Consider the following 19,491-nt stretch of genomic DNA (forward strand, 5'->3'; position numbering starts at 1 on the left):
CTGAAGGAGCAACTTCCATGAGCGAATCAATCGTGATCGTCGGCGCGGCCCGTACCCCGATGGGCGGCTTCCAGGGCGACTTTTCTTCTCTTGCCGCGCACGACCTGGGCGGCGTGGCCATCAAGGCGGCCGTCGAGCGCGCGGGCATCACGGCCGACAGCGTGGGCGAGGTGCTGTTCGGCAACTGCCTGATGGCGGGCCAGGGCCAGGCGCCCGCGCGCCAGGCGGCCTACAAGGGCGGCCTGCCCGACAGCGCCGGGGCCGTGACGCTCAGCAAGATGTGCGGCTCCGCCATGAAGGCAGCGATGCTCGCGCACGACATGCTGCTCGCGGGCACGCACGAGGTGATGGTCGCCGGCGGCATGGAAAGCATGACCAACGCGCCCTACCTGATGCTCAAGGGCCGCGGCGGCTACCGCATGGGCCACGACCGCATCTTCGACCACATGATGCTCGACGGCCTGGAGGACGCCTACCAGCCGGGCCGCTCGATGGGCACCTTCGGCGAGGATTGCGCCGCCAAGTACAAGTTCACGCGCGAACAGCAGGACGCCTTCGCCATCGCCAGCGTCGAGCGCGCCAAGGCGGCAACGACGTCCGGCGCCTTCAAGGCCGAGATCGCCGCGGTGACGGTGAAGGGCCGTGGCGGCGAGACGGTGATCGACATCGACGAAGGCCCGGGCAAGGTCAAGCTCGACAAAATTCCGACGCTCAAGCCCGCCTTCAAGAAGGACGGCGGCACGATCACCGCGGCATCGAGCTCGTCCATCAACGACGGCGCCGCCGCGCTGGTGATGATGACCGAGAGCACCGCGAAGAAGTACGGCGCGAAGCCGATCGCGCGCCTGGTCGCCCATGCCACGCATGCGCAGCAGCCCGAGTGGTTCTCGACCGCGCCCGTCGGCGCCGTCTCCAAGCTCTTCAAGAAGACCGGCTGGGGCGTGAAGGACGTCGACCTCTGGGAAGTGAACGAAGCCTTCGCCGTGGTGCCGATGGCGCTGATGCACGAGCTCTCGGTGTCGCACGACATCGTCAACGTGCACGGCGGCGCCTGTGCGCTGGGCCATCCGATTGGCGCCAGCGGCGCGCGCATCATGGTCACTCTGATCCACGCGCTGCAGCAGCGCGGCAAGAAGCGCGGTGTCGCGACGCTGTGCATCGGTGGTGGCGAAGGCACGGCGGTGGCGCTGGAACTGGTCTGACCGGCACGATGCTGCTCCCTAGAATGGAAGGCTTCTTCCATTCCTGAGATCCAGTTCACATGCATCCGGTCTTTCATCGCAGCGCGCTGGCCGCGCTGCTCGCCTCCGCCTTCGTCGCACCCGCCGCCTGGAGCCAGGCGCGCGACCAGGCCCTGTTCGCCGCCGCCACGGCCGAGAAGCCCGCCGTCATCAAGACGCTGGAGAACCTCGTCAACATCGAGACCGGCACCGGTGATGCCGAAGGCCTGGCTTCGGCCGGCAAGTACCTCGAAGACGAACTGAAGTCGCTGGGCTTCACCGTCACGCGCAGCAAGTCGGCCGGCATCGTGGTCGGCGACAACATCGTCGGCAAGCTCCAGGGCAAGGGCGGCAAGAACCTGCTGCTGATCTCGCACATGGACACGGTCTACCTCAAGGGCATCCTCGCGAAGGCGCCTTTCCGGGTGGACGGCGACAAGGCCTACGGCCCCGGCATCGCCGACGACAAGGGCGGCAATGCGGTCATCGTGTACTCGCTCAAGCTGCTCAAGGCGCGCGGCTTCCAGGACTTCGGCACCATCACCGTGCTGTTCAACACCGACGAGGAGAAGGGCTCCTTCGGCTCGCGCGACTTGATCCAGGAAGAAGCCGCCAAGGCCGACTACGTGCTTTCCTTCGAGCCCACCGGCGCGGGCAAGGAAGACCTCTCGCTCGGCACATCGGGCATCGCCTACGTGCAGGTCAACGTCACCGGCAAGGCCTCGCATGCCGGCGCGGCGCCAGAGCTCGGCGTGAACGCGCTGGTCGAGGCGTCCGACCTGGTGCTGCGCACGATGAGCATCGACGACAAGGCCAAGGGCCTGCGCTTCAACTGGACCATGGCCAAGGCCGGCAACGTCTCCAACATCATCCCGGCGGGCGCCACGCTCAATGCCGACGTGCGCTACGCGAAGAACGAAGACTTCGACGCGGCGATGAAGTCGCTGGAATCCAAGGCGCAGCAGAAGAAGCTGCCGGATTCGGACGTCAAGGTGCTCGTCACGCGCGGTCGTCCGGCATTCAACGCCGGCGAATCCGGCCGCAAGCTGGTCGACAAGGCGGTGGCCTATTACAAGGAAGCCGGCGGCGAGCTCGAGATCGTCGAGCGCACCGGTGGCGGCACCGACGCGGCCTATGCGGCGCTGGCGGGCAAGCCGGTCATCGAAAGCCTGGGCCTGCCCGGCTTCGGCTATCACAGCGACAAGGCCGAATACGTGGACACCAGCGCGATCCCGCGCCGTCTCTACATGGCCAGCAAGCTGATCATGGACCTCGGTCAAGGAAAGTAAGGAACCCGTCATGCTGCTCAGCGCCGACCAGGAAGCCATTCGCGATGCCGTGCGCGCGTTCGCGCAAGCGGAACTCTGGCCCCATGCACCGCGATGGGACCGCGAACACAGCTTTCCGAAGGCGGCGCATGACGGCCTGGCGGCGCTCGGCGCCTACGGCATCTGCGTGCCCGAGGAAGACGGCGGCGCCGGGCTCGACTACCTGACCCTCGCGCTGGTGCTGGAGGAAATCGCCGCCGGCGACGGCGGCACCAGCACCGCGATCAGCGTGACCAACTGCCCGGTCAACGCCATCCTCATGCGCTACGGCAATGCGCAGCAGAAGAAGCAGTGGCTGCAGCCGCTGGCACAGGGCCGGATGCTCGGCGCTTTCTGCCTGACCGAGCCGCAGGCCGGCAGCGATGCATCGTCGCTGCGAACCACCGCGCGCAAGGAGGGCGACGGCTGGGTGATCGACGGCGTCAAGCAGTTCATCACCAGCGGCAAGAACGGGCAGGTCGCGATCGTGATCGCGGTCACTGACAAGGGCGCCGGCAAGCGCGGCATGAGCGCCTTCATCGTGCCGACGGACGCGCCGGGCTACACCGTCGCGCGGCTGGAGGACAAGCTCGGCCAGCATTCCAGCGACACGGCGCAGATCAACTTCGACGCCTGCCGCATTCCCGCGGAAAACCTCATCGGACAGGAGGGCGAGGGCTACAAGATCGCCCTGGGCGCGCTGGAAGGCGGGCGCATCGGCATTGCCGCGCAGAGCGTGGGCATGGCGCGCAGCGCCTTCGAGGTGGCGCTGGCCTATGCGAAGGAGCGCCAGGCTTTCGGCGGCTCGATCTTCGACCAGCAGGGGGTCGGGTTCCGGCTGGCCGACTGCGCGACGCAGCTCGAAGCGGCACGGCAGCTGATCTGGCACGCCGCAAGCCTGCGCGATGCCGGCCAGCCTTGCCTCAAGGAAGCAGCCATGGCCAAGCTCTTCGCCAGCGAGATGGCCGAGCGCGTGTGCAGCGCGGCGATCCAGACGCTGGGCGGCTATGGCTACGTCAACGACTTTCCGCTGGAGCGCATCTACCGCGACGTGCGCGTCTGCCAGATCTACGAAGGCACGTCGGACATCCAGAAACTGCTGATCCAGCGCGCATTGGCCTGAAGGACAGGCAGACAAGCGACGCGGACAGGTGCAGCATGGGGTCTCTGTCCAGGAGATCCGACCCATGCGCCTTCCGCTTCCTCCCCGCAAGTCTGGCACGGCCGCCCTTCTGTGCATCGCCGCCCTGGCCCTGCCGGCGTCGGCGCAGCCTGCGGCGCCGGATATCGCCAACCTGACGGCCAGCGAAGCCGCGCGGCTGATTTGCGCAGGCTCGCTCGACAGCGAGCAACTGGTGGTCGCCTACCTCGCGCAGGCCAAGGCGAAGATGCAACTCAACGCTTTCATCACGCTCGACGAAGCCGGGGCATTGCGGGAGGCCCGCGCTGCCGACGCGTCACGCAAGAAGGGCGGCACCTGCAAGCCGCTGGCCGGCGTGCCGGTGGTCATCAAGGACAACATCCAGGTCAAGGGATTGCCCGCGACCGCCGGGACGCCTGCACTCAGGACTTTCGTGCCGCAGGCGGACGCACCTGTGGTCGCCAAGCTGCGCTCGGCAGGCGCCATCATCCTCGGCAAGACGCACATGCATGAACTCGCCTTTGGCGTCACGGGCTACAACCCCGCCTTCCAGACCGGGCCCGAGGTCGGCGTGCGTAACGCTTACGACAGCACCCGCGTCGCGGGTGGTTCGTCGTCGGGCAACGGCGCCGCGCTCGGTGCGCGCATGGCGCCTGCGGCACTGGGCACCGACACGGGCGGGTCGGTGCGGATTCCCTGCGCGTTCAACGGCTGTGCGTCGTTGCGGCCGACCGTCGGGCGCTATTCGCAGGACGGCATCACGCCGATCTCGCACACGCGCGACACCGCCGGGCCGATGGCGCAGTCGGTGGCCGACGTGGCGTTGCTCGATCGCGTGATCGTCGGCGGCACCGCGATCAAGCCGGCCAACCTGAAGCGCGTGCGGCTCGGCGTGGTGCCGGCCTTCTATGCCAACCTCGATGCCGACACCCGCGCCGTGACCGACGCGGCGCTGGCCAGGCTGCGTGCCGCCGGCGTGACGCTGGTGGATGTGGAGATGCCGAAGCTGATGGAACTCAACGGCGCGGTCGGCTTCCCGGTGGCGCTCTACGAGGCGCACGACGACATCGTGACCTACCTCGCCCGCTACCGCACCGGCGTCAGCATCGAGCAGCTCGCGGCGGGCATTTCGAGCCCGGACGTCAAGGGCACCTTCGACGGGCTGATCATTCCGCGCAAGTTGCCCGCCGCCAAGGGCGTGGTCGACGCCAGGCCCGCCTACGACAACGCCATTCAGGTGGCGCGCCCTGCGCTGCAGAAGCTCTACCGGGACACCTTCACCAACAACAGGCTCGATGCGCTGGTGTTCCCCACCGTCCCGCGCGTGGCCCTCGCCGCGTCGCCGGACGCCAGCAGCGTGGAGAACTTCGTGGTCCTGATCCAGAACACCGACCCCGGCAGCAACGCCGGGGTGCCGGGCCTGCAACTGCCCGCCGGACTCGGCCCCACGACCCACATGCCGGTCGGGCTGGAGTTCGACGGGCCAGCGGGCAGCGATCACCGTCTGCTGGCCCTGGGCCTGGCGGTGGAGAGCCTGCTGGGACGCCTGCCGGCGCCGAAATAGGGGAGCGGCGCGCCCGCCCGGATCAGGGTTTGTGCGAGGGTCTGCACAATACGCCCTGGATTCCCTGCCAAAACCCCCTTCATGTCCGCATCCTCTGCCAGCTCCGCCCGTGTTCCCTGTCCCTGCGGGCGTCGTGACCGCCGGGAGTTGCCGCTGGCCTACACCCAGTGCTGTGGGCGCTATATCGACGATTTCGAGAACACGCCGGCGACCGATGCCGAATCGCTCATGCGCTCGCGCTACACCGCCTTCGTGCTGGAGAAGGCCGATTACCTGTTGGCGACCTGGCACGCGTCCACCCGGCCCGGCGAACTGGCCTTCGAACCTGGCGTGAAGTGGCTGGGGCTCGACGTGCGCTCGCGCTCGGTACTCGACGCCGACCATGCGGAGGTCGAATTCGTCGCCCGGCAGCGCAGCAGCGCCGGCGTGGCCACCCGGCTGCACGAGCGCAGCCGCTTCGTCCGGGAGGAGAGCGGAGTCCTCCATCGGTGGTACTACCTGGACGGCGACCTGCACTGACCGGTCGGCTCGACGAGCCAGCGCTGGCGCTGCGCCTGGGGTGGGTGCTATCGATTGCGTAGCGCCGGGCGATTGTTTGCGGGCGGGACACAGTGCGATTCCCAATGGGGTATTTATCTTGTGGCGCGCCTGGATCACACTCCGTGTCCGAGGGCGCGTAGCGCCCCGGAGCGCGCATTTCCCAACCATCAGCGACAGGGGCCAGCCATGGACGACACGAGATTCCGGTTTGGACACGGTCGGCGTTCACTCGCCGCGGTGGCGTTGCCCATTGCGGCTGCGCTGGTGTGCATGGCAGCCCCGTCCGCCCGCGCCGATGGGGTGTTGACCCCCTTCTCGACCGCGCCGGGACCGCAGGCGCCCGCGCCGTGGCGCTTCTCGACCCTCCCCAACAAGGCGCCGACCAAGTTCGAGATCACGCAGCTCGATGGCCAGAAGGTGCTCAAGGTCGACGCCGACAAGTCCTACGGCAACCTGGTCCATCCCACGCGGATCCAGCTCGATGACGAAGCCACGCTCTCCTGGCGCTGGAAGGTCGAGGAATTCGTCGAAGGTGCCGACCTGCGTACCAAGGGCGGCGACGACGGCGCGGCCAAGGTCTGCGTCTTCTTCGACTTCCCGGCCGATCGGCTGTCGGTGGGCGAGCGCGCCAAGCTCGCACTGGCGAAAAGCTCGACCGGCGAAGCGGTGCCCACCCAGACCCTCTGCTACGTCTGGGACGTCAAGGAAAGCAAGGGCAGCGAATTCGACAACGCCTTCACCAAGCGCATCCGCATGGACGTGCTCGAATCGGGCGCCACCGACAAGTCCGGCGGCTGGCTGACCGAGCGTCGCAAGCTGGTGACCGACTACAAGCGGGCCTTCGGTGCCGAGGCCGGCGATACGCTGCCGGACGTCGTGGGCGTCGCGATCCAGGCCGACGCGGACAACACCAAGGCGCACGGCATCTCCTATTTTTCCGACATCGACCTGCGCGGCGCGACCGCTGCGGCGCCCTCGGCCGCAGCGAAGCCTGCGCAATAGCGCAACGCCATGAACGAATTCGTCTCGCTCCTCGCCGGCCAGGGTGTCCTCCTGGTCTTCATCGTCACGCTCGCGACGCGCCTCGGCGCGCCGGTGCCCGCCGTGCCTTTCGTGATCGTGGCGGGCGGGCTGACGGTGGGCGGGGAACTGTCGCTGGCCAGCGTGGTGGCGGCAGCGGTGATCGGCAACATCATTGGCGACGGCGTGTGGTTTCTCGCGGGGCGGCGCTGGGGCTATCGGGTGATGCGGCTGCTGTGCCGGATTTCGCTGTCGACCGACACCTGCGTGAAGCGCAGCGAATCGATCCTCGGGCGCTGGGGCGGGCTGTCGCTGATCGCGGCGAAGTTCGTGCCGGGTGTCTCGGTGGTGGCGCCGCCGATGGCCGGCGCACTGGGCATGTCGAACCTGCGTTTTCTCTCGTATGAGACCGTTGCGGCGCTGATCTGGACGGTGGGCTTCCTGCTGGTCGGGCGCATCTTCCACGCCGCCATCCAGGACGTGCTCACGGTGATCTCCGACATCGGCCTGACGGCCGCGGTGCTGTTCGCCGTGCTGCTCGCCGCGTTCATCCTCTGGCGCTGGTGGCAACGGCGCATGGCACAGCGTGTCGACGACATCGAACTCATGGAAGTGCGGATGCTGCGCGAAGCCATCGCCGCCGGCGCGAGCCCGACCGTGATCGACGTGCGTTCGGAAGAAGCGCGCGCGCTGGACGATCGGGAGATCCCCGGTGCGATCGGCATCGCGCTCAGCCATCTTCCGAAGCGGCTGGGCAGCTTCTCCGATGGGCGCGAGCTCGTCCTGTTCTGCGACTGCCCCAATGACGAGTCCGCCATCGCCGCCGCGCGCGTGCTGATGGCGGCGGGCCTGCCGAGGGTGCGCGTGCTGGCCGGCGGCCTCGACGCATGGGCTGCGGCGGTGGCGGCGGAGGCCGGCGCCGAAGATTTGCAGGCAGTCTCGCCGCTGGTCGCCGTCCGGCCTACTTGATCCTTCCGGCGAACGAGGCCTAGAATCGGCCCCGCTCCGGGGTGCACGCAGATGTGTGCTGAGATGGCCAAGCGGCCGAACCCGCGAACTTGATCTGGTTCATACCAGCGTAAGAAGAGCTGCGACTCCAAGGTGATGGTCCGTCCTCGGCGGGCACATCACCACCACTGGAGCGATTGCGGAGCACCCCAAGTCCCTCAACAGGAGTGCCCCGCATGAATGCCATCGACAAGTTCGCGTCCCTTCTCACGCTCACGCGTGAACCCTTCCCCGCCTCGACCAAGAGCACCATCGCGGGCAGTCGGCCCGACCTGCGCGTACCGGTGCGCGAGGTGTCGCTCACCAATGGCGAGTGCGTGTCGCTCTACGACACCTCCGGGCCCTACACCGATCCCGCCGCCGACATCGACGTGCGACGCGGCCTGCCGGGCGTGCGCGACGCATGGATTGCCGAGCGTGGCGACACCGAGCGCTACGAAGGCCGCATCCACCTGGCGCTCGACGACGGCGCGACGCATGCCGACCGCGACGCGCAACGCATCGCGGAATTGCGCGCAGGCGCAGCCGCTCTCCAGCGCACGCCACGGCGCGCCCGATCCGGTGCCAACGTGACGCAGATGCACTACGCACGCCGCGGCATCGTCACGCCCGAGATGGAGTACGTCGCCCTGCGCGAGAACGGGCGCCGCGAATGGATGGCCGAATACCTCGCGGACGAAGCGCGCGAGAAGCGCCTGGCCGGCAACCCGATGGGCGCGCGCATCCCGAAGATCATCACGCCCGAGTTCGTGCGCGATGAGGTGGCACGCGGCCGCGCGATCATCCCCGCCAACATCAACCACCCCGAAGTCGAGCCGATGGCGATCGGGCGCAACTTCAAGGTCAAGATCAACGCCAACATCGGCAACTCGGCCGTGACCTCCAGCATCGAGGAAGAAGTCGAGAAGCTCGTCTGGGCGATCCGCTGGGGCGCGGACAACGTGATGGATCTTTCCACCGGCCGCAACATCCACACCACGCGCGACTGGATCGTGCGCAACAGCCCGGTGCCGATCGGCACGGTGCCGATCTACCAGGCACTGGAGAAGGTCGGCGGCGTGGCCGAGGACCTCACCTGGGAGATCTATCGCGACACGCTGATCGAGCAGGCCGAGCAGGGCGTCGACTACTTCACCATCCATGCGGGGCTGCGGCTGCCCTTCATCCACCTCACGGCGGACCGCCGCACCGGCATCGTCTCGCGCGGCGGATCGATCATGGCCAAGTGGTGCATCGCGCATCACAAGGAGAGCTTCCTCTACACGCACTTCGAGGACATCTGCGACGTCATGAAGGCCTACGACGTGAGCTTCTCGCTCGGCGACGGCCTGCGCCCGGGATGCGCGTCGGATGCCAATGACGAGGCCCAGTTCGCGGAGTTGCGCACGCTCGGCGAACTCACGCAGATCGCGTGGAAGCACGATGTGCAGACCATGATCGAAGGCCCGGGCCATGTGCCCATGCACCTGATCCAGGCCAACATGGACGAGCAGCTCAGGCATTGCCACGAGGCGCCGTTCTACACGCTCGGCCCGCTGACCATCGACATCGCGCCGGGCTACGACCACATCGCCAGCGCGATCGGCGCCGCGATGATCGGCTGGGCCGGCACCGCGATGCTGTGCTACGTCACGCCCAAGGAGCATTTGGGCCTGCCGGACCGCGACGACGTGAAGCAGGGGATCATCGCGTACAAGATCGCCGCGCACGCCGCCGACGTGGCCAAAGGCCATCCCGGCGCGCGGGCACGCGACGACGCGCTCTCCAAGGCCCGCTTCGAATTCCGCTGGCAGGACCAGTTCAACCTCGGCCTCGACCCCGACACCGCGCGCGAGTTCCACGACGAGACCCTGCCCAAGGACAGCAGCAAGGTCGCACACTTCTGCTCCATGTGCGGCCCCAAGTTCTGCTCGATGAAGATCACCCAGGAAGTGCGCGAATACGCGGCGCAGCGCGGGCTCGACGAGAAGGCCGCCGTCGAGGACGGCATGGCCGGCAAGTCCGCAGAGTTCAAGGCCGCAGGCGGAGAGATGTACATCCCGATCACCCCCGCTTGATTAAACGTCCGGACAACAGCCAGAAGCCCCGCGGAACCGGCTCCGCCGGGCCGCAGGGGCTGCCCCCTGGAAGGGGGTGCCCGAGCCACACGAAGTGGGCGAGGCTGGGGGTGGTTACCATATTCCGATGAACCCCTTCCCCTTCGACGCCGTCCTCTTCGACTGCGACGGCGTCCTGGTCGACTCCGAACCCATCACCAACCGCGTGCTCGCCGAGATGCTCGGCGAACTCGGCTGGAAGCTCACTGTCGAGGAGTCCATGCGGCTCTTCGTCGGCAAGGCGGTCAAGGACGAGGTCGACCTGATCGAATCGAAGACCGGCTTCGTGGTCACCGACGCGTGGCTTGAAGCTTTCCGAGGCCGTCGCAACGAAGCCCTCGAACGCGACCTGCTGGCGATCCCCAATGCGGCGCGGGCCGTGCGTGCCCTGCACGCTGCGCTGGACGGCCGCATCGCCTGCGCATCGGGCGCCGATCGGAACAAGGTCGAGTTGCAGCTCGAGAAAATCGGCATCCTCGATTGCTTCGAGGGCCGCATCTTCAGCGGCCACGAGACGCCGCGCTCGAAGCCGGCGCCCGATGTGTACCTGGCTGCCGCCGCGGCGCTGGGCGTCGACCCCACCCGCTGCGCGGTGGTGGAAGACACCGCCACCGGCGCCACGGCGGGCGTCGCGGCAGGTGCCACCGTCTTCGGCTACAGCCCCGGCGACCTCGGCCACAGCGGGCCCGAGGCGTTGCGTGCCGTCGGCGCCGTCCAGATCTTCACCGACATGGCGCAGTTGCCGGCGTTGCTGGCCGAGTGGCGCCCCGCATTCGCCTGAGTCCACGACATGCGAGGCCTCCGCGCAGTCTGTGGCCTCCTGATCGCGGTATGTGCCGCGGGCTGTTCGTCGCTGCGGCCCTGGCTCAACGACCCCCTGCCCGAAAACCCGGCGCCGCGCGCCGCCATCGTCGCGACCGCGGGCCGCGATCCGACCATCCTGGTAGCCGTCACGCTGTCCGGCGGCGGCGCGCGTGCCGCCGCCTTCGGCTATGGCGTGCTGGCCGAGTTGCACCGCACCCAGTTCGAGTGGAATGGCCGCGCCACCGACCTGCTGGACGCCACCGACGTCATCAGCGGCGTCTCGGGCGGCAGCATTCTCGCGGCCTACTACGCGGCCTTCGGCGCCGCGAAACTGCCTGACTTCGAGCGCGACTTCCTGCGCCAGAACTTCCAGAACAGCTTGATCCTCCAGGCGCTGCGGCCGCGGAGCCTGTACGACCTCTCCTCGCCCTGGTACGGCCGCACGCACCTGCTGGCGCGCCGTCTCGACGAGATCTACGAGGGCAAGACCTACGCCGACGTGGAGCGCAACCCACGGCATCCCCAACTCGTGATCGCCGCGACCGACATGTCGCTGGGCACGCCCTTCGAGTTCACGGCCGACCAGTTCGAACTGATCTGCTCGGACTTGCAGACGGTGCCGCTGTCCTTTGCCGTGGCCGCTTCGTCGGCGGTGCCGGTGCTCCTGAGCCCGATGACCTTGAAGAACTACGCCCAGGAGTGCCGCGACCGCGGGATCGTCCCCCGGCTGACCGTGCGCGCCCAGGGCAACTACCGCGCGCGCATGTTCCGGATGCAGGCCAACAGTTACCTCGACGCGCAGGCCCGTCCCTTCATCCATCTCGTGGACGGCGGTGTCGCGGACAACCTGGCGGTTCGCAGGTTGCTCGATCGCGCCCTGCTCGGCGGTGGGTTGCGCGAGAGTTTCGAGGAGGTCGGCATCCCGCGCGGCAGCGTCCGCAAGCTGGTGCTGATCAGCGTCAACTCGGCGCGCGATCCGTCGAACAACGTCGATACGAGCGACCGGTTGCCGCGCGTCAGGGAGGTGGCCGATACGCTGCTCTTCGGCGCGGGCGCGCGCTCGACGCTGGAGACGCAGGAATTCCTGCTCGACACCGCCCGTCAGTGGCGGGAGGACCTGAAGACACGCAATTCGGACGGCGCCGATGCCTTCGCGCCCGATGCGGAGATCCATGTGGTGCAGGTCAACCTGCGCGATGCGGCCGATGGCGAATTGCGGCTCAGGTTGCTTCAGGTGCCCACGGCGTTCTCGATCACGGACGAGGAGGTCACCCGGCTGATCGCCGCGGGCCGGAGCGCGCTGCAACGCTCGCCTGAATTCCAGGCATTGCGGAATTCACTGGGCGCCGGGGAGCGCCGGGATTAGTTCAGGAGTTGCCTTGGATGGCCGCCTTGGCCATGGCGGCGAGCGATTGGGTCATCGCCTTGGCGCGGCCCGACCACATCTGGGACACCAGCTTGTCGGCGTTCTCGCTCACCGACGGATGGTTGCGGACGCGCCCCGAGGTGGCGATGAAATCCATGAGGGCGGCGAACTCGGAGCTGTCGGTGTCGGGAACTTGCTGCATCCGGCGATCCTAGGTCGACAAATGCACCCTTCGAGGGCGTTCCGGGCGCGGAGCGCACCCGGGACGTGCTTTTTTCACAGATTGATGGCCGAGTCTGTAACAGGCTGTTCCCCGCGGCGGAAGGCGCCCGGTGTCACGCCCGCCCAGCCGCGGAAAGCGCGGGAAAAGCTCTTCTCGTTGCGAAACCCCACCGCCAGTGCCACCTGCTTGATTGGCCGGTCGGTGCGGCGCAACTGGTCTGCGGCCCACGCATGCCGCACCTCGTCCTTCAGCGCCTGCAGCGAGATGCCTTCCTCCAGCAGCTGCCGGTGCAGCGTGCGGCTCGACACATTCAGGTAGCCGGCGAGCGCCTCGGCCGTGGCGATCTCGCCGTTTCGGGTGCGCAGCAGTTCCCGCACGCGCTGGCCCAGTAGCCGGTCCCTGCGGTACTGGAGCACGGTGAGCGGAAGGGCGCGGCGCAGCATGGTGCGGAGCGCGCGCTCGTCACGCTGGAGCGGCAGCGCCAGGTAGCGTTCGTCAAAACTGTAGCTGGCCTTGGCGGCACCGAAGTGCAACTCGCCGCCGAACATCAGCGGATAGGCGTCGCGGTGCGGCGGCGCTTCGTACGGAAACGACGCCGCGCTCAGCGACACCCGCGAATCGATCGCCCAGCAGGCGTAACCGAGCAGGAAGCGCAGGTTCGACACCAGGCAGAACTCCCGGAGGACGCCCAGCGCGCGATGCTCGGTGATGGCCACGGTGGCGATGCCGCCCGCCACCGACAGGTCGAGGGTGATGTCTTCCGTCAGCAGCCGGTGGTGCCGGCACCAGCGCTTGATCGCAACGCCCAGGTCCGGCGAGCTCAGCGAGGCGCGGCACAGCATTCCGTAGGTGCCCCAGGGCAGGCGGCGCCCGAACCAGCCGAGCGCCTCGTCGTCGAGCTCCTGCATCGCGAAGCCCGACAAGGCCTCGAACTGCGCCGCCGTCACGCGGGCCTGCGGATTTTCGAGATCATGCGGCGCGATCTGTGCCTCCGCGAGCGCGCCGGAGGGGTCCATGCCGTAGCGCTCATAACCCCGGACGATGGCTTGCACAAAGGCCATGGGCGTGGCCGCGCGGCTGCTGCTGCGGAGCGGGGAGGACGACATGGCCGGGCGGAAGATCGTGGCGGGATTTGCAACCATTGTGGCGCCAATTGCAACGGCACACGGCGTAAGCTGCGGCATTCCGCGCGCGATTCCCGGCGCGGCCGACCCGACAGAGGAGACATCCCATGCACGATCCCGGCCTGAACTTCGACCTGGGCGACACCATCGATTCGCTGCGCGACGCGATCCAGAACTTCGCGACCGAGGAGATCGCGCCGCGCGCAGCCGACGTCGACCGCGACAACCTGTTCCCGCACGACCTGTGGAAGAAGCTCGGCGACCTCGGCCTGCACGGCATGACGGTGAAGGAGGAATACGGCGGCACCGAACTCGGCTACCTCGCGCACATCGTGGCCATGGAGGAAGTCTCCCGCGCTTCGGCATCGGTCGGCCTCTCCTACGGCGCGCACTCCAACCTCTGCGTCAACCAGATCCACCGCAACGGCAGCGATGCGCAGAAGAAGAAGTACCTGCCCGGACTGGTGAGCGGCGAGCACGTCGGCGCGCTGGCCATGAGCGAGCCCGATGCCGGCTCCGACGTCGTCAGCATGAAGCTGCGCGCCGAGAAGAAGGGCGACCGCTACGTGCTCAACGGCGGCAAGATGTGGATCACCAACGGCGGCGATGCCGACACGCTGGTCATCTACGCCAAGACCGAGCCCGAGATGGGCGCCCGCGGCATGACGGCCTTCATCGTCGAGAAGGGCTTCAAGGGCTTCTCCGCCGGCACCAAGCTCGACAAGCTGGGCATGCGCGGTTCCAACACCTTCCCGCTGTTCTTCGACAACTGCGAAGTGCCTGAAGAGAACGTGCTGGGCGGCGAGGGCCAGGGCGCCAAGGTGCTGATGAGCGGCCTCGACTACGAGCGCGCCGTGCTCTCCGGCGGCCCGCTCGGCATCATGGCCGCCTGCATGGATGCGGTGCTGCCCTTCGTGCACGAGCGCAAGCAGTTCGGCCAGAGCATCGGCGAATTCCAGCTCATGCAGGGCAAGCTGGCCGACATGTACTCGACCTGGCAGGCCACGCGCGCCTATGTGTACGCCGTCGGCAAGGCCTGCGACCGCAACGACCACGCACGCACTTTCCGCAAGGATGCGGCGGGCGCCATCCTCTACTCGGCCGAGAAGGCGACATGGATGGCCGGCGAGGCGATCCAGGCGCTCGGCGGCGTGGGCTACACCAAGGACTTCCCGGTCGAGCGCCTCTGGCGCGACGCCAAGCTCTACGAGATCGGTGCGGGCACCAGCGAAATCCGCCGCATGCTCATCGGTCGCGAACTCTTCGCGGAGACGGCATAGCATGGGCGTACCCGGAGAGGGAGCAAGACAAGGAGACGACATGCCACTGACGCAAAGCATGGCCAAGGGCGCCACCGACGTGCCGCTGATCGAACAGACCATCGGCGACTTCTTCGACGACATGGCGGCGCGGCAAGGCGACCACGAGGCCCTGGTCAGCGCGCACGAGGGCAGGCGCTTCAGCTACCGCGAACTCCAGCGAGAAGCCAACCGGCTCGCCAGCGCCCTGCTGGGGCTCGGCCTGTCGGCGGGCGACCGCGTGGGCATCTGGTCGCACAACAACGCACCCTGGGTGCTGATGCAGCTCGCCACGGCGAAGGTCGGCATCATCCTGGTCAACATCAACCCGGCCTACCGCACCTCGGAGCTCGAATACGCGCTCAACAAGGTGGCGTGCAAGGCGCTGGTCACGATGAAGAGCTTCAAGACCAGCGACTACGTCGGCATGCTGCGCGAACTCGCACCCGAGCTGGCGGACGCGAAACCCGGCGCGCTCCAGGCCGCCCGCCTGCCGCACCTGCGCACCGTGGCATGGATCGACACGCCGGCCGACAGCGGCGAGCTGCCGGGGCTGATGCGCTTCTCGACCCTGCTCGACAGCGGCACGGCCGACGACCCGCAGGTCGATGCCATCGCGAGGACGCTGAAGGCGACGGATCCGATCAACATCCAGTTCACCAGCGGCACCACCGGCTTCCCCAAGGGCGCGACGCTCACGCATCGCAACATCCTCAACAACGGCTTCTTCATCGGCGAGTGCATGAAGCTCTCGCCGGTCGATCGCCTCTGCATCCCGGTGCCCCTGTATCACTGCTTCGGCATGGTGCTGGGCAACCTCGCGTGCATCACGCACGGCGCGACCATCGTCTACCCGAACGACGGCTTCGATCCGCTCACCGTGATGCAGACGGTTCAGGCCGAGAAGTGCACGGGCCTGCACGGCGTGCCGACGATGTTCATCGCTGAGCTCGACCATCCGCGCTTCAAGGAGTTCGACTTCTCGACCCTGCGCACCGGCATCATGGCCGGCTCGCCGTGCCCGACCGAAGTCATGAAGCGCGTGGTCGACCAGATGCACCTGCGCGAGATCACCATCGCCTACGGCATGACCGAGACCAGCCCGGTGAGCTGCCAGAGTTCGACCGACACGCCGCTCGAAAAGCGGGTGTCCACGGTCGGCACGGTGCAGCCGCACCTGGAGATCAAGATCATCGATCCGGTCACCGGCGACATCGTCGCGCCGGGCGTCTCGGGCGAGTTCTGCACGCGCGGCTATTCGGTGATGCACGGCTACTGGGAAGACGAGGAAAAGACCCGCGAGGCCATCGACGCCGAAGGCTGGATGCACACCGGCGACCTCGCCACGATGGACACCGAGGGCTACGTCAACATCGTCGGCCGCATCAAGGACCTCGTGATTCGCGGCGGCGAGAACATCTATCCGCGCGAGATCGAGGAATTCCTCTATCGCCACCCCAAGGTGCAGGACGTGCAGGTCGTCGGCTTGCCCGACAAGAAATACGGCGAGGAGCTGTGCGCGTGGATCATTCCGAAGCCGGGCCACACCGCGACCGCCGACGAGATCCGCGACTTCTGCAAGGGCCAGATCGCGCACTACAAGGTGCCGAGGTACATCGAGTTTGTCACCGCCTTCCCGATGACCGTCACGGGCAAGATTCAGAAATTCAAGATTCGCGAAGCGATGAAGAGCCAGCTCGGGCTGGATGAGGACACAACTGCATGAAGCTGGAGACGAAACTCAATGCCCGCTCGGCCGAATTCCAGGCCAATGCAAGCGCCATGCGTGCACTGGTCGACGACTTGCACGCGCAGTTCGCCAAGGTCGAGGCCGGCGGCGGCGAGGCCGCGCGCAGCAAGCACACCGCGCGTGGCAAGTTGCTCCCGCGTGATCGCGTCGCGCAACTGCTGGACCCCGGCACGCCCTTCCTCGAAGTGGCACCGCTCGCGGCGCATGCGATGTACCACAACGCCGCGCCCGGCGCGGGCCTGATCGCCGGCATCGGACGGGTCAGCGGCGTGGACTGCATGATCGTGTGCAACGACGCGACGGTGAAGGGCGGCACCTACTACCCGATGACGGTCAAGAAGCACCTTCGCGCGCAGGAGATCGCCGAGCAGAACCGCCTGCCCTGCATCTATCTCGTCGACTCGGGCGGTGCCAACCTGCCGAACCAGGACGAGGTGTTCCCCGACCGCGACCACTTCGGCCGCATCTTCTACAACCAGGCCAACATGAGCGCGCAAGGCATCGCGCAGATCGCCGTGGTGATGGGCTCGTGCACGGCCGGCGGCGCCTACGTGCCGGCAATGAGCGACGAAAGCATCATCGTGAAGAACCAGGGCACCATCTTCCTGGGCGGCCCGCCGCTCGTGAAGGCGGCCACCGGCGAGGTCGTGACGGCCGAGGACCTGGGCGGCGGCGACGTGCACACGCGGCTGTCGGGCGTGGCCGATCACCTCGCGCAGAACGACCTGCACGCACTGGCGCTGGCGCGATCGGCCGTCGCCAACCTGAATGCGCGCAATGGCAGCGCGGCAAAGCCGGCATCCGGCGCGCCGCGCGCACCCGAGTTGCCCGCCGACGAGCTCTACGGCGTGATCCCCGTCGACACGCGCAAGCCCTTCGACGTGCGCGAGATCATCGCGCGCATCGTCGACGGCAGCGAGTTCCACGAATTCAAGTCGCGCTTCGGCAGCACGCTGGTGTGCGGCTTCGCCGAGATCGAGGGCATGCCGGTGGGCATCGTCGCGAACAACGGCATCCTGTTCTCCGAATCGGCGCAGAAGGGCGCGCACTTCATCGAGCTGTGCTGCCAGCGCAAGATCCCGCTGGTGTTCCTGCAGAACATCACCGGCTTCATGGTCGGCCGCAAGTACGAGAACGAAGGCATCGCGCGACACGGCGCCAAGATGGTGACGGCCGTGGCCACGGCCAACGTGCCGAAGTTCACCATCATCATCGGCGGCAGCTTTGGCGCGGGCAACTACGGCATGTGCGGGCGGGCCTACTCGCCGCGTTTCCTGTGGATGTGGCCCAACGCACGCATCAGCGTGATGGGCGGCGAGCAGGCGGCGAGCGTGCTCGCCACCGTCAAGCGCGACGGCATCGAGGGCAAGGGCGGGCAGTGGAGCGCCGAGGAAGAGGAAGCCTTCAAGTCGCCGATCCGCCAGCAGTACGAGGTGCAGGGCCACCCGTACTACGCGACGGCGCGGCTGTGGGACGACGGCATCATCGACCCCGCCGACACGCGCCGCGTGCTGGCGCTGGGCCTGGCCGCGTCGCGCAACGCGCCGATCCCCGAGCCGAAATTCGGCATCTTCCGCATGTAAGGGCCGAACCATGTCGCTCGACAACTACTTCGCGAGCCTGGGCCGCTACCACGTGTGGGCCACCAACAGGCTGATCGATTCGAACCTCGCGGGGCTGACCGACGAGGACTGGAACAGGGACTGCGGTCTCTACTTCCGGTCCGTGCACCGCACCGTCAACCACCTGCTGGTGACCGACAACATCTGGTTCGCGCGCTTCGCCGAAGGGAAGTCGCTGCGCATGTCGCTCGACACCGAACTGCACACGGACCGCGCCGAGGTGTGCGATGCGCTTGCGAAGGCGGTCACGCGGTGGAGCCCGTGGCTCGCGACATTGCCGGCCGATCGCTACGACGGCGACCTGGCCTACACGCGCAACAACGGTGAAAAGGTGCTGATTCCCTTCGCCCCTGCGCTCGGCCACGTGTTCAACCATGCGACCCACCATCGCGGGCAGGTGGCTGCCGCCCTGACGGCCATGGCCCATCCCGGGCCGGAACTGGACTGGGTCTTTCTGCTCCAGCAGGAGTCAAAGGAATGACCCCCCAGGCTTCGCGCACTTCGTGTCGCTTCTCCTACCCCCTTGCAGGGGGCAACACTGGCGGACCGGCTAAGCCGGTTCCGCGGTATTTCCCGAATTTGGCTTGCGGACCATTAGAAGAAGGATTGGAATGAGCGACTTCACCACTCTCGAACTTGCGATCGAAGGCGCCGTGGCGCGGATCTGGCTCAACCGGCCCGAGTTGCGGAATGCCTTCGACGATGTCGTCATCCGCGAACTCGGCGAGGCCTTTGCGCAGGCGAGCGATGCGGCCGCGGTGCGGGTGATCGTGCTGGGCGCGAACGGTCCGGCGTTCTGCGCCGGTGCCAATCTCAACTGGATGCGGTGCGCGGCGGACTTCACGCACGCGCAGAACCTGGCCGACGCCGGCGGTCTCGCCGCGATGCTGCGCACCATCCACGAAAGCCCGAAGCCGGTGATTGCGCGCGTACAGGGCGATGTGTATGCCGGGGGCATGGGCCTGGTCGCGGCCTGCGACATCGCGGTGAGCGTCGACACCGCCTGGTACTGCCTGAGCGAAGTCAAGATCGGGCTCATTCCGGCGACCATCAGCCCCTACGTGCTGCGTGCGATGGGCACGCGTGCGGCGCAGCGCTGGTTCCTCACCGCCGAGCGCTTCAACGCGGCCGAGGCGTACCGCATCGGCTTCGTGCATGAAGTGGTCACCGCGGACACGCTCGACGCCAAGGTCGCGGAGATCGTGAAGGCCCTGACGAGCGCCAGCCCGGCGGCGGTGCGTGCCTGCAAGACGCTGATCGCGGACGTGGCAGGGCGCGAGATCGACGATGCGCTGGTCGCGAAGACGGTGCAGGGCATCGCCGATATCCGCGCCAGCGAGGAAGGCCGCGAAGGTGTCCAGTCCTTCCTGCAAAAGCGCAAGCCCTCCTGGCTGAACGGCTGAAACGA

General features: G+C 67.5%; 17 protein-coding genes and 1 riboswitch. Of the genes, 15 read left to right on the forward strand and 2 right to left on the reverse strand.

What is annotated here, in order from left to right; genetic code table 11:
- The first annotated feature begins 17 nt into the window (after positions 1-17).
- From ACSFBL_RS31140 to ACSFBL_RS31185, 10 genes are all read left to right on the forward strand, one after another.
- A complete protein-coding gene (locus ACSFBL_RS31140) occupies positions 18-1,202 on the forward strand; it encodes an acetyl-CoA C-acyltransferase (RefSeq protein ID WP_435519682.1) in 1,185 nt (394 codons plus the stop codon).
- A gap of 59 nt (positions 1,203-1,261) precedes the next feature.
- Positions 1,262-2,509: a glutamate carboxypeptidase gene (locus ACSFBL_RS31145; protein ID WP_435519683.1), complete on the forward strand. Its 1,248-nt coding sequence runs from the start codon at positions 1,262-1,264 to the stop codon at positions 2,507-2,509.
- Between the two features lie 10 nt (positions 2,510-2,519).
- Positions 2,520-3,650 carry an acyl-CoA dehydrogenase family protein gene (locus ACSFBL_RS31150; RefSeq protein WP_435519684.1) on the forward strand — a complete coding sequence of 377 codons (1,131 nt, stop codon included), beginning with the start codon at positions 2,520-2,522 and terminating at the stop codon, positions 3,648-3,650.
- A gap of 64 nt (positions 3,651-3,714) precedes the next feature.
- Positions 3,715-5,232, forward strand: coding sequence for an indoleacetamide hydrolase (gene iaaH / locus ACSFBL_RS31155; RefSeq protein WP_435519685.1), 1,518 nt, complete (start codon positions 3,715-3,717; stop codon positions 5,230-5,232).
- A gap of 81 nt (positions 5,233-5,313) precedes the next feature.
- Positions 5,314-5,751, forward strand: a complete 438-nt coding sequence (locus tag ACSFBL_RS31160; RefSeq protein ID WP_435519686.1) for a YchJ family protein — start codon at positions 5,314-5,316, stop codon at positions 5,749-5,751.
- A gap of 207 nt (positions 5,752-5,958) precedes the next feature.
- Positions 5,959-6,774 (forward strand): DUF3047 domain-containing protein, encoded by an 816-nt coding sequence (locus tag ACSFBL_RS31165; protein ID WP_435519687.1) that lies wholly within the window; start codon positions 5,959-5,961, stop codon positions 6,772-6,774.
- A 9-nt stretch (positions 6,775-6,783) separates the two neighbouring features.
- Positions 6,784-7,761 (forward strand): rhodanese-like domain-containing protein, encoded by a 978-nt coding sequence (locus tag ACSFBL_RS31170; RefSeq protein ID WP_435519688.1) that lies wholly within the window; start codon positions 6,784-6,786, stop codon positions 7,759-7,761.
- Between the two features lie 27 nt (positions 7,762-7,788).
- A riboswitch (TPP riboswitch) is annotated at positions 7,789-7,894 on the forward strand.
- An 82-nt stretch (positions 7,895-7,976) separates the two neighbouring features.
- Positions 7,977-9,857: a phosphomethylpyrimidine synthase ThiC gene (gene thiC, locus ACSFBL_RS31175; RefSeq protein WP_435519689.1), complete on the forward strand. Its 1,881-nt coding sequence runs from the start codon at positions 7,977-7,979 to the stop codon at positions 9,855-9,857.
- Between the two features lie 127 nt (positions 9,858-9,984).
- Positions 9,985-10,677: an HAD family hydrolase gene (locus tag ACSFBL_RS31180; protein WP_435519690.1), complete on the forward strand. Its 693-nt coding sequence runs from the start codon at positions 9,985-9,987 to the stop codon at positions 10,675-10,677.
- 9 nt (positions 10,678-10,686) lie between these two features.
- A complete protein-coding gene (locus ACSFBL_RS31185; RefSeq protein ID WP_435519691.1) occupies positions 10,687-12,066 on the forward strand; it encodes a patatin-like phospholipase family protein in 1,380 nt (459 codons plus the stop codon).
- A 1-nt stretch (position 12,067) separates the two neighbouring features.
- On the opposite strand, the gene ACSFBL_RS31190 is transcribed toward ACSFBL_RS31185, so the two are convergent.
- Together ACSFBL_RS31190 and ACSFBL_RS31195 are read right to left on the reverse strand one after the other, a co-directional pair.
- Positions 12,068-12,268: a hypothetical protein gene (locus tag ACSFBL_RS31190; protein WP_435519692.1), complete on the reverse strand. Its 201-nt coding sequence runs from the start codon at positions 12,266-12,268 to the stop codon at positions 12,068-12,070.
- 74 nt (positions 12,269-12,342) lie between these two features.
- Positions 12,343-13,395, reverse strand: coding sequence for an AraC family transcriptional regulator (locus ACSFBL_RS31195; RefSeq protein WP_435519741.1), 1,053 nt, complete (start codon positions 13,393-13,395; stop codon positions 12,343-12,345).
- A gap of 125 nt (positions 13,396-13,520) precedes the next feature.
- On the opposite strand from ACSFBL_RS31195, the gene ACSFBL_RS31200 reads away from it, so the two are divergent.
- The 5 genes from ACSFBL_RS31200 to ACSFBL_RS31220 all read left to right on the forward strand — a co-directional run bounded on the left by ACSFBL_RS31200 (position 13,521) and on the right by ACSFBL_RS31220 (position 19,486).
- Positions 13,521-14,693, forward strand: coding sequence for an isovaleryl-CoA dehydrogenase (locus tag ACSFBL_RS31200; RefSeq protein ID WP_435519693.1), 1,173 nt, complete (start codon positions 13,521-13,523; stop codon positions 14,691-14,693).
- A gap of 40 nt (positions 14,694-14,733) precedes the next feature.
- The gene (locus tag ACSFBL_RS31205; RefSeq protein WP_435519694.1) at positions 14,734-16,437 is read left to right on the forward strand and encodes an AMP-binding protein; all 1,704 of its coding nucleotides are present in this window, start codon (positions 14,734-14,736) and stop codon (positions 16,435-16,437) included.
- Entirely contained in the window at positions 16,434-18,044 is a 1,611-nt protein-coding gene (locus tag ACSFBL_RS31210) for a carboxyl transferase domain-containing protein (protein WP_435519695.1), read from the forward strand. The genes ACSFBL_RS31205 and ACSFBL_RS31210 overlap by 4 nt, the downstream gene beginning before the upstream one ends.
- A gap of 10 nt (positions 18,045-18,054) precedes the next feature.
- Positions 18,055-18,564 (forward strand): DinB family protein, encoded by a 510-nt coding sequence (locus tag ACSFBL_RS31215; protein ID WP_435519696.1) that lies wholly within the window; start codon positions 18,055-18,057, stop codon positions 18,562-18,564.
- A 130-nt stretch (positions 18,565-18,694) separates the two neighbouring features.
- A complete protein-coding gene (locus ACSFBL_RS31220; protein WP_435519697.1) occupies positions 18,695-19,486 on the forward strand; it encodes an enoyl-CoA hydratase/isomerase family protein in 792 nt (263 codons plus the stop codon).
- Positions 19,487-19,491: the final 5 nt, after the last annotated feature.

It is taken from the genome of Variovorax glacialis, assembly GCF_051216375.1.
Lineage (GTDB): Bacteria > Pseudomonadota > Gammaproteobacteria > Burkholderiales > Burkholderiaceae_C > Variovorax.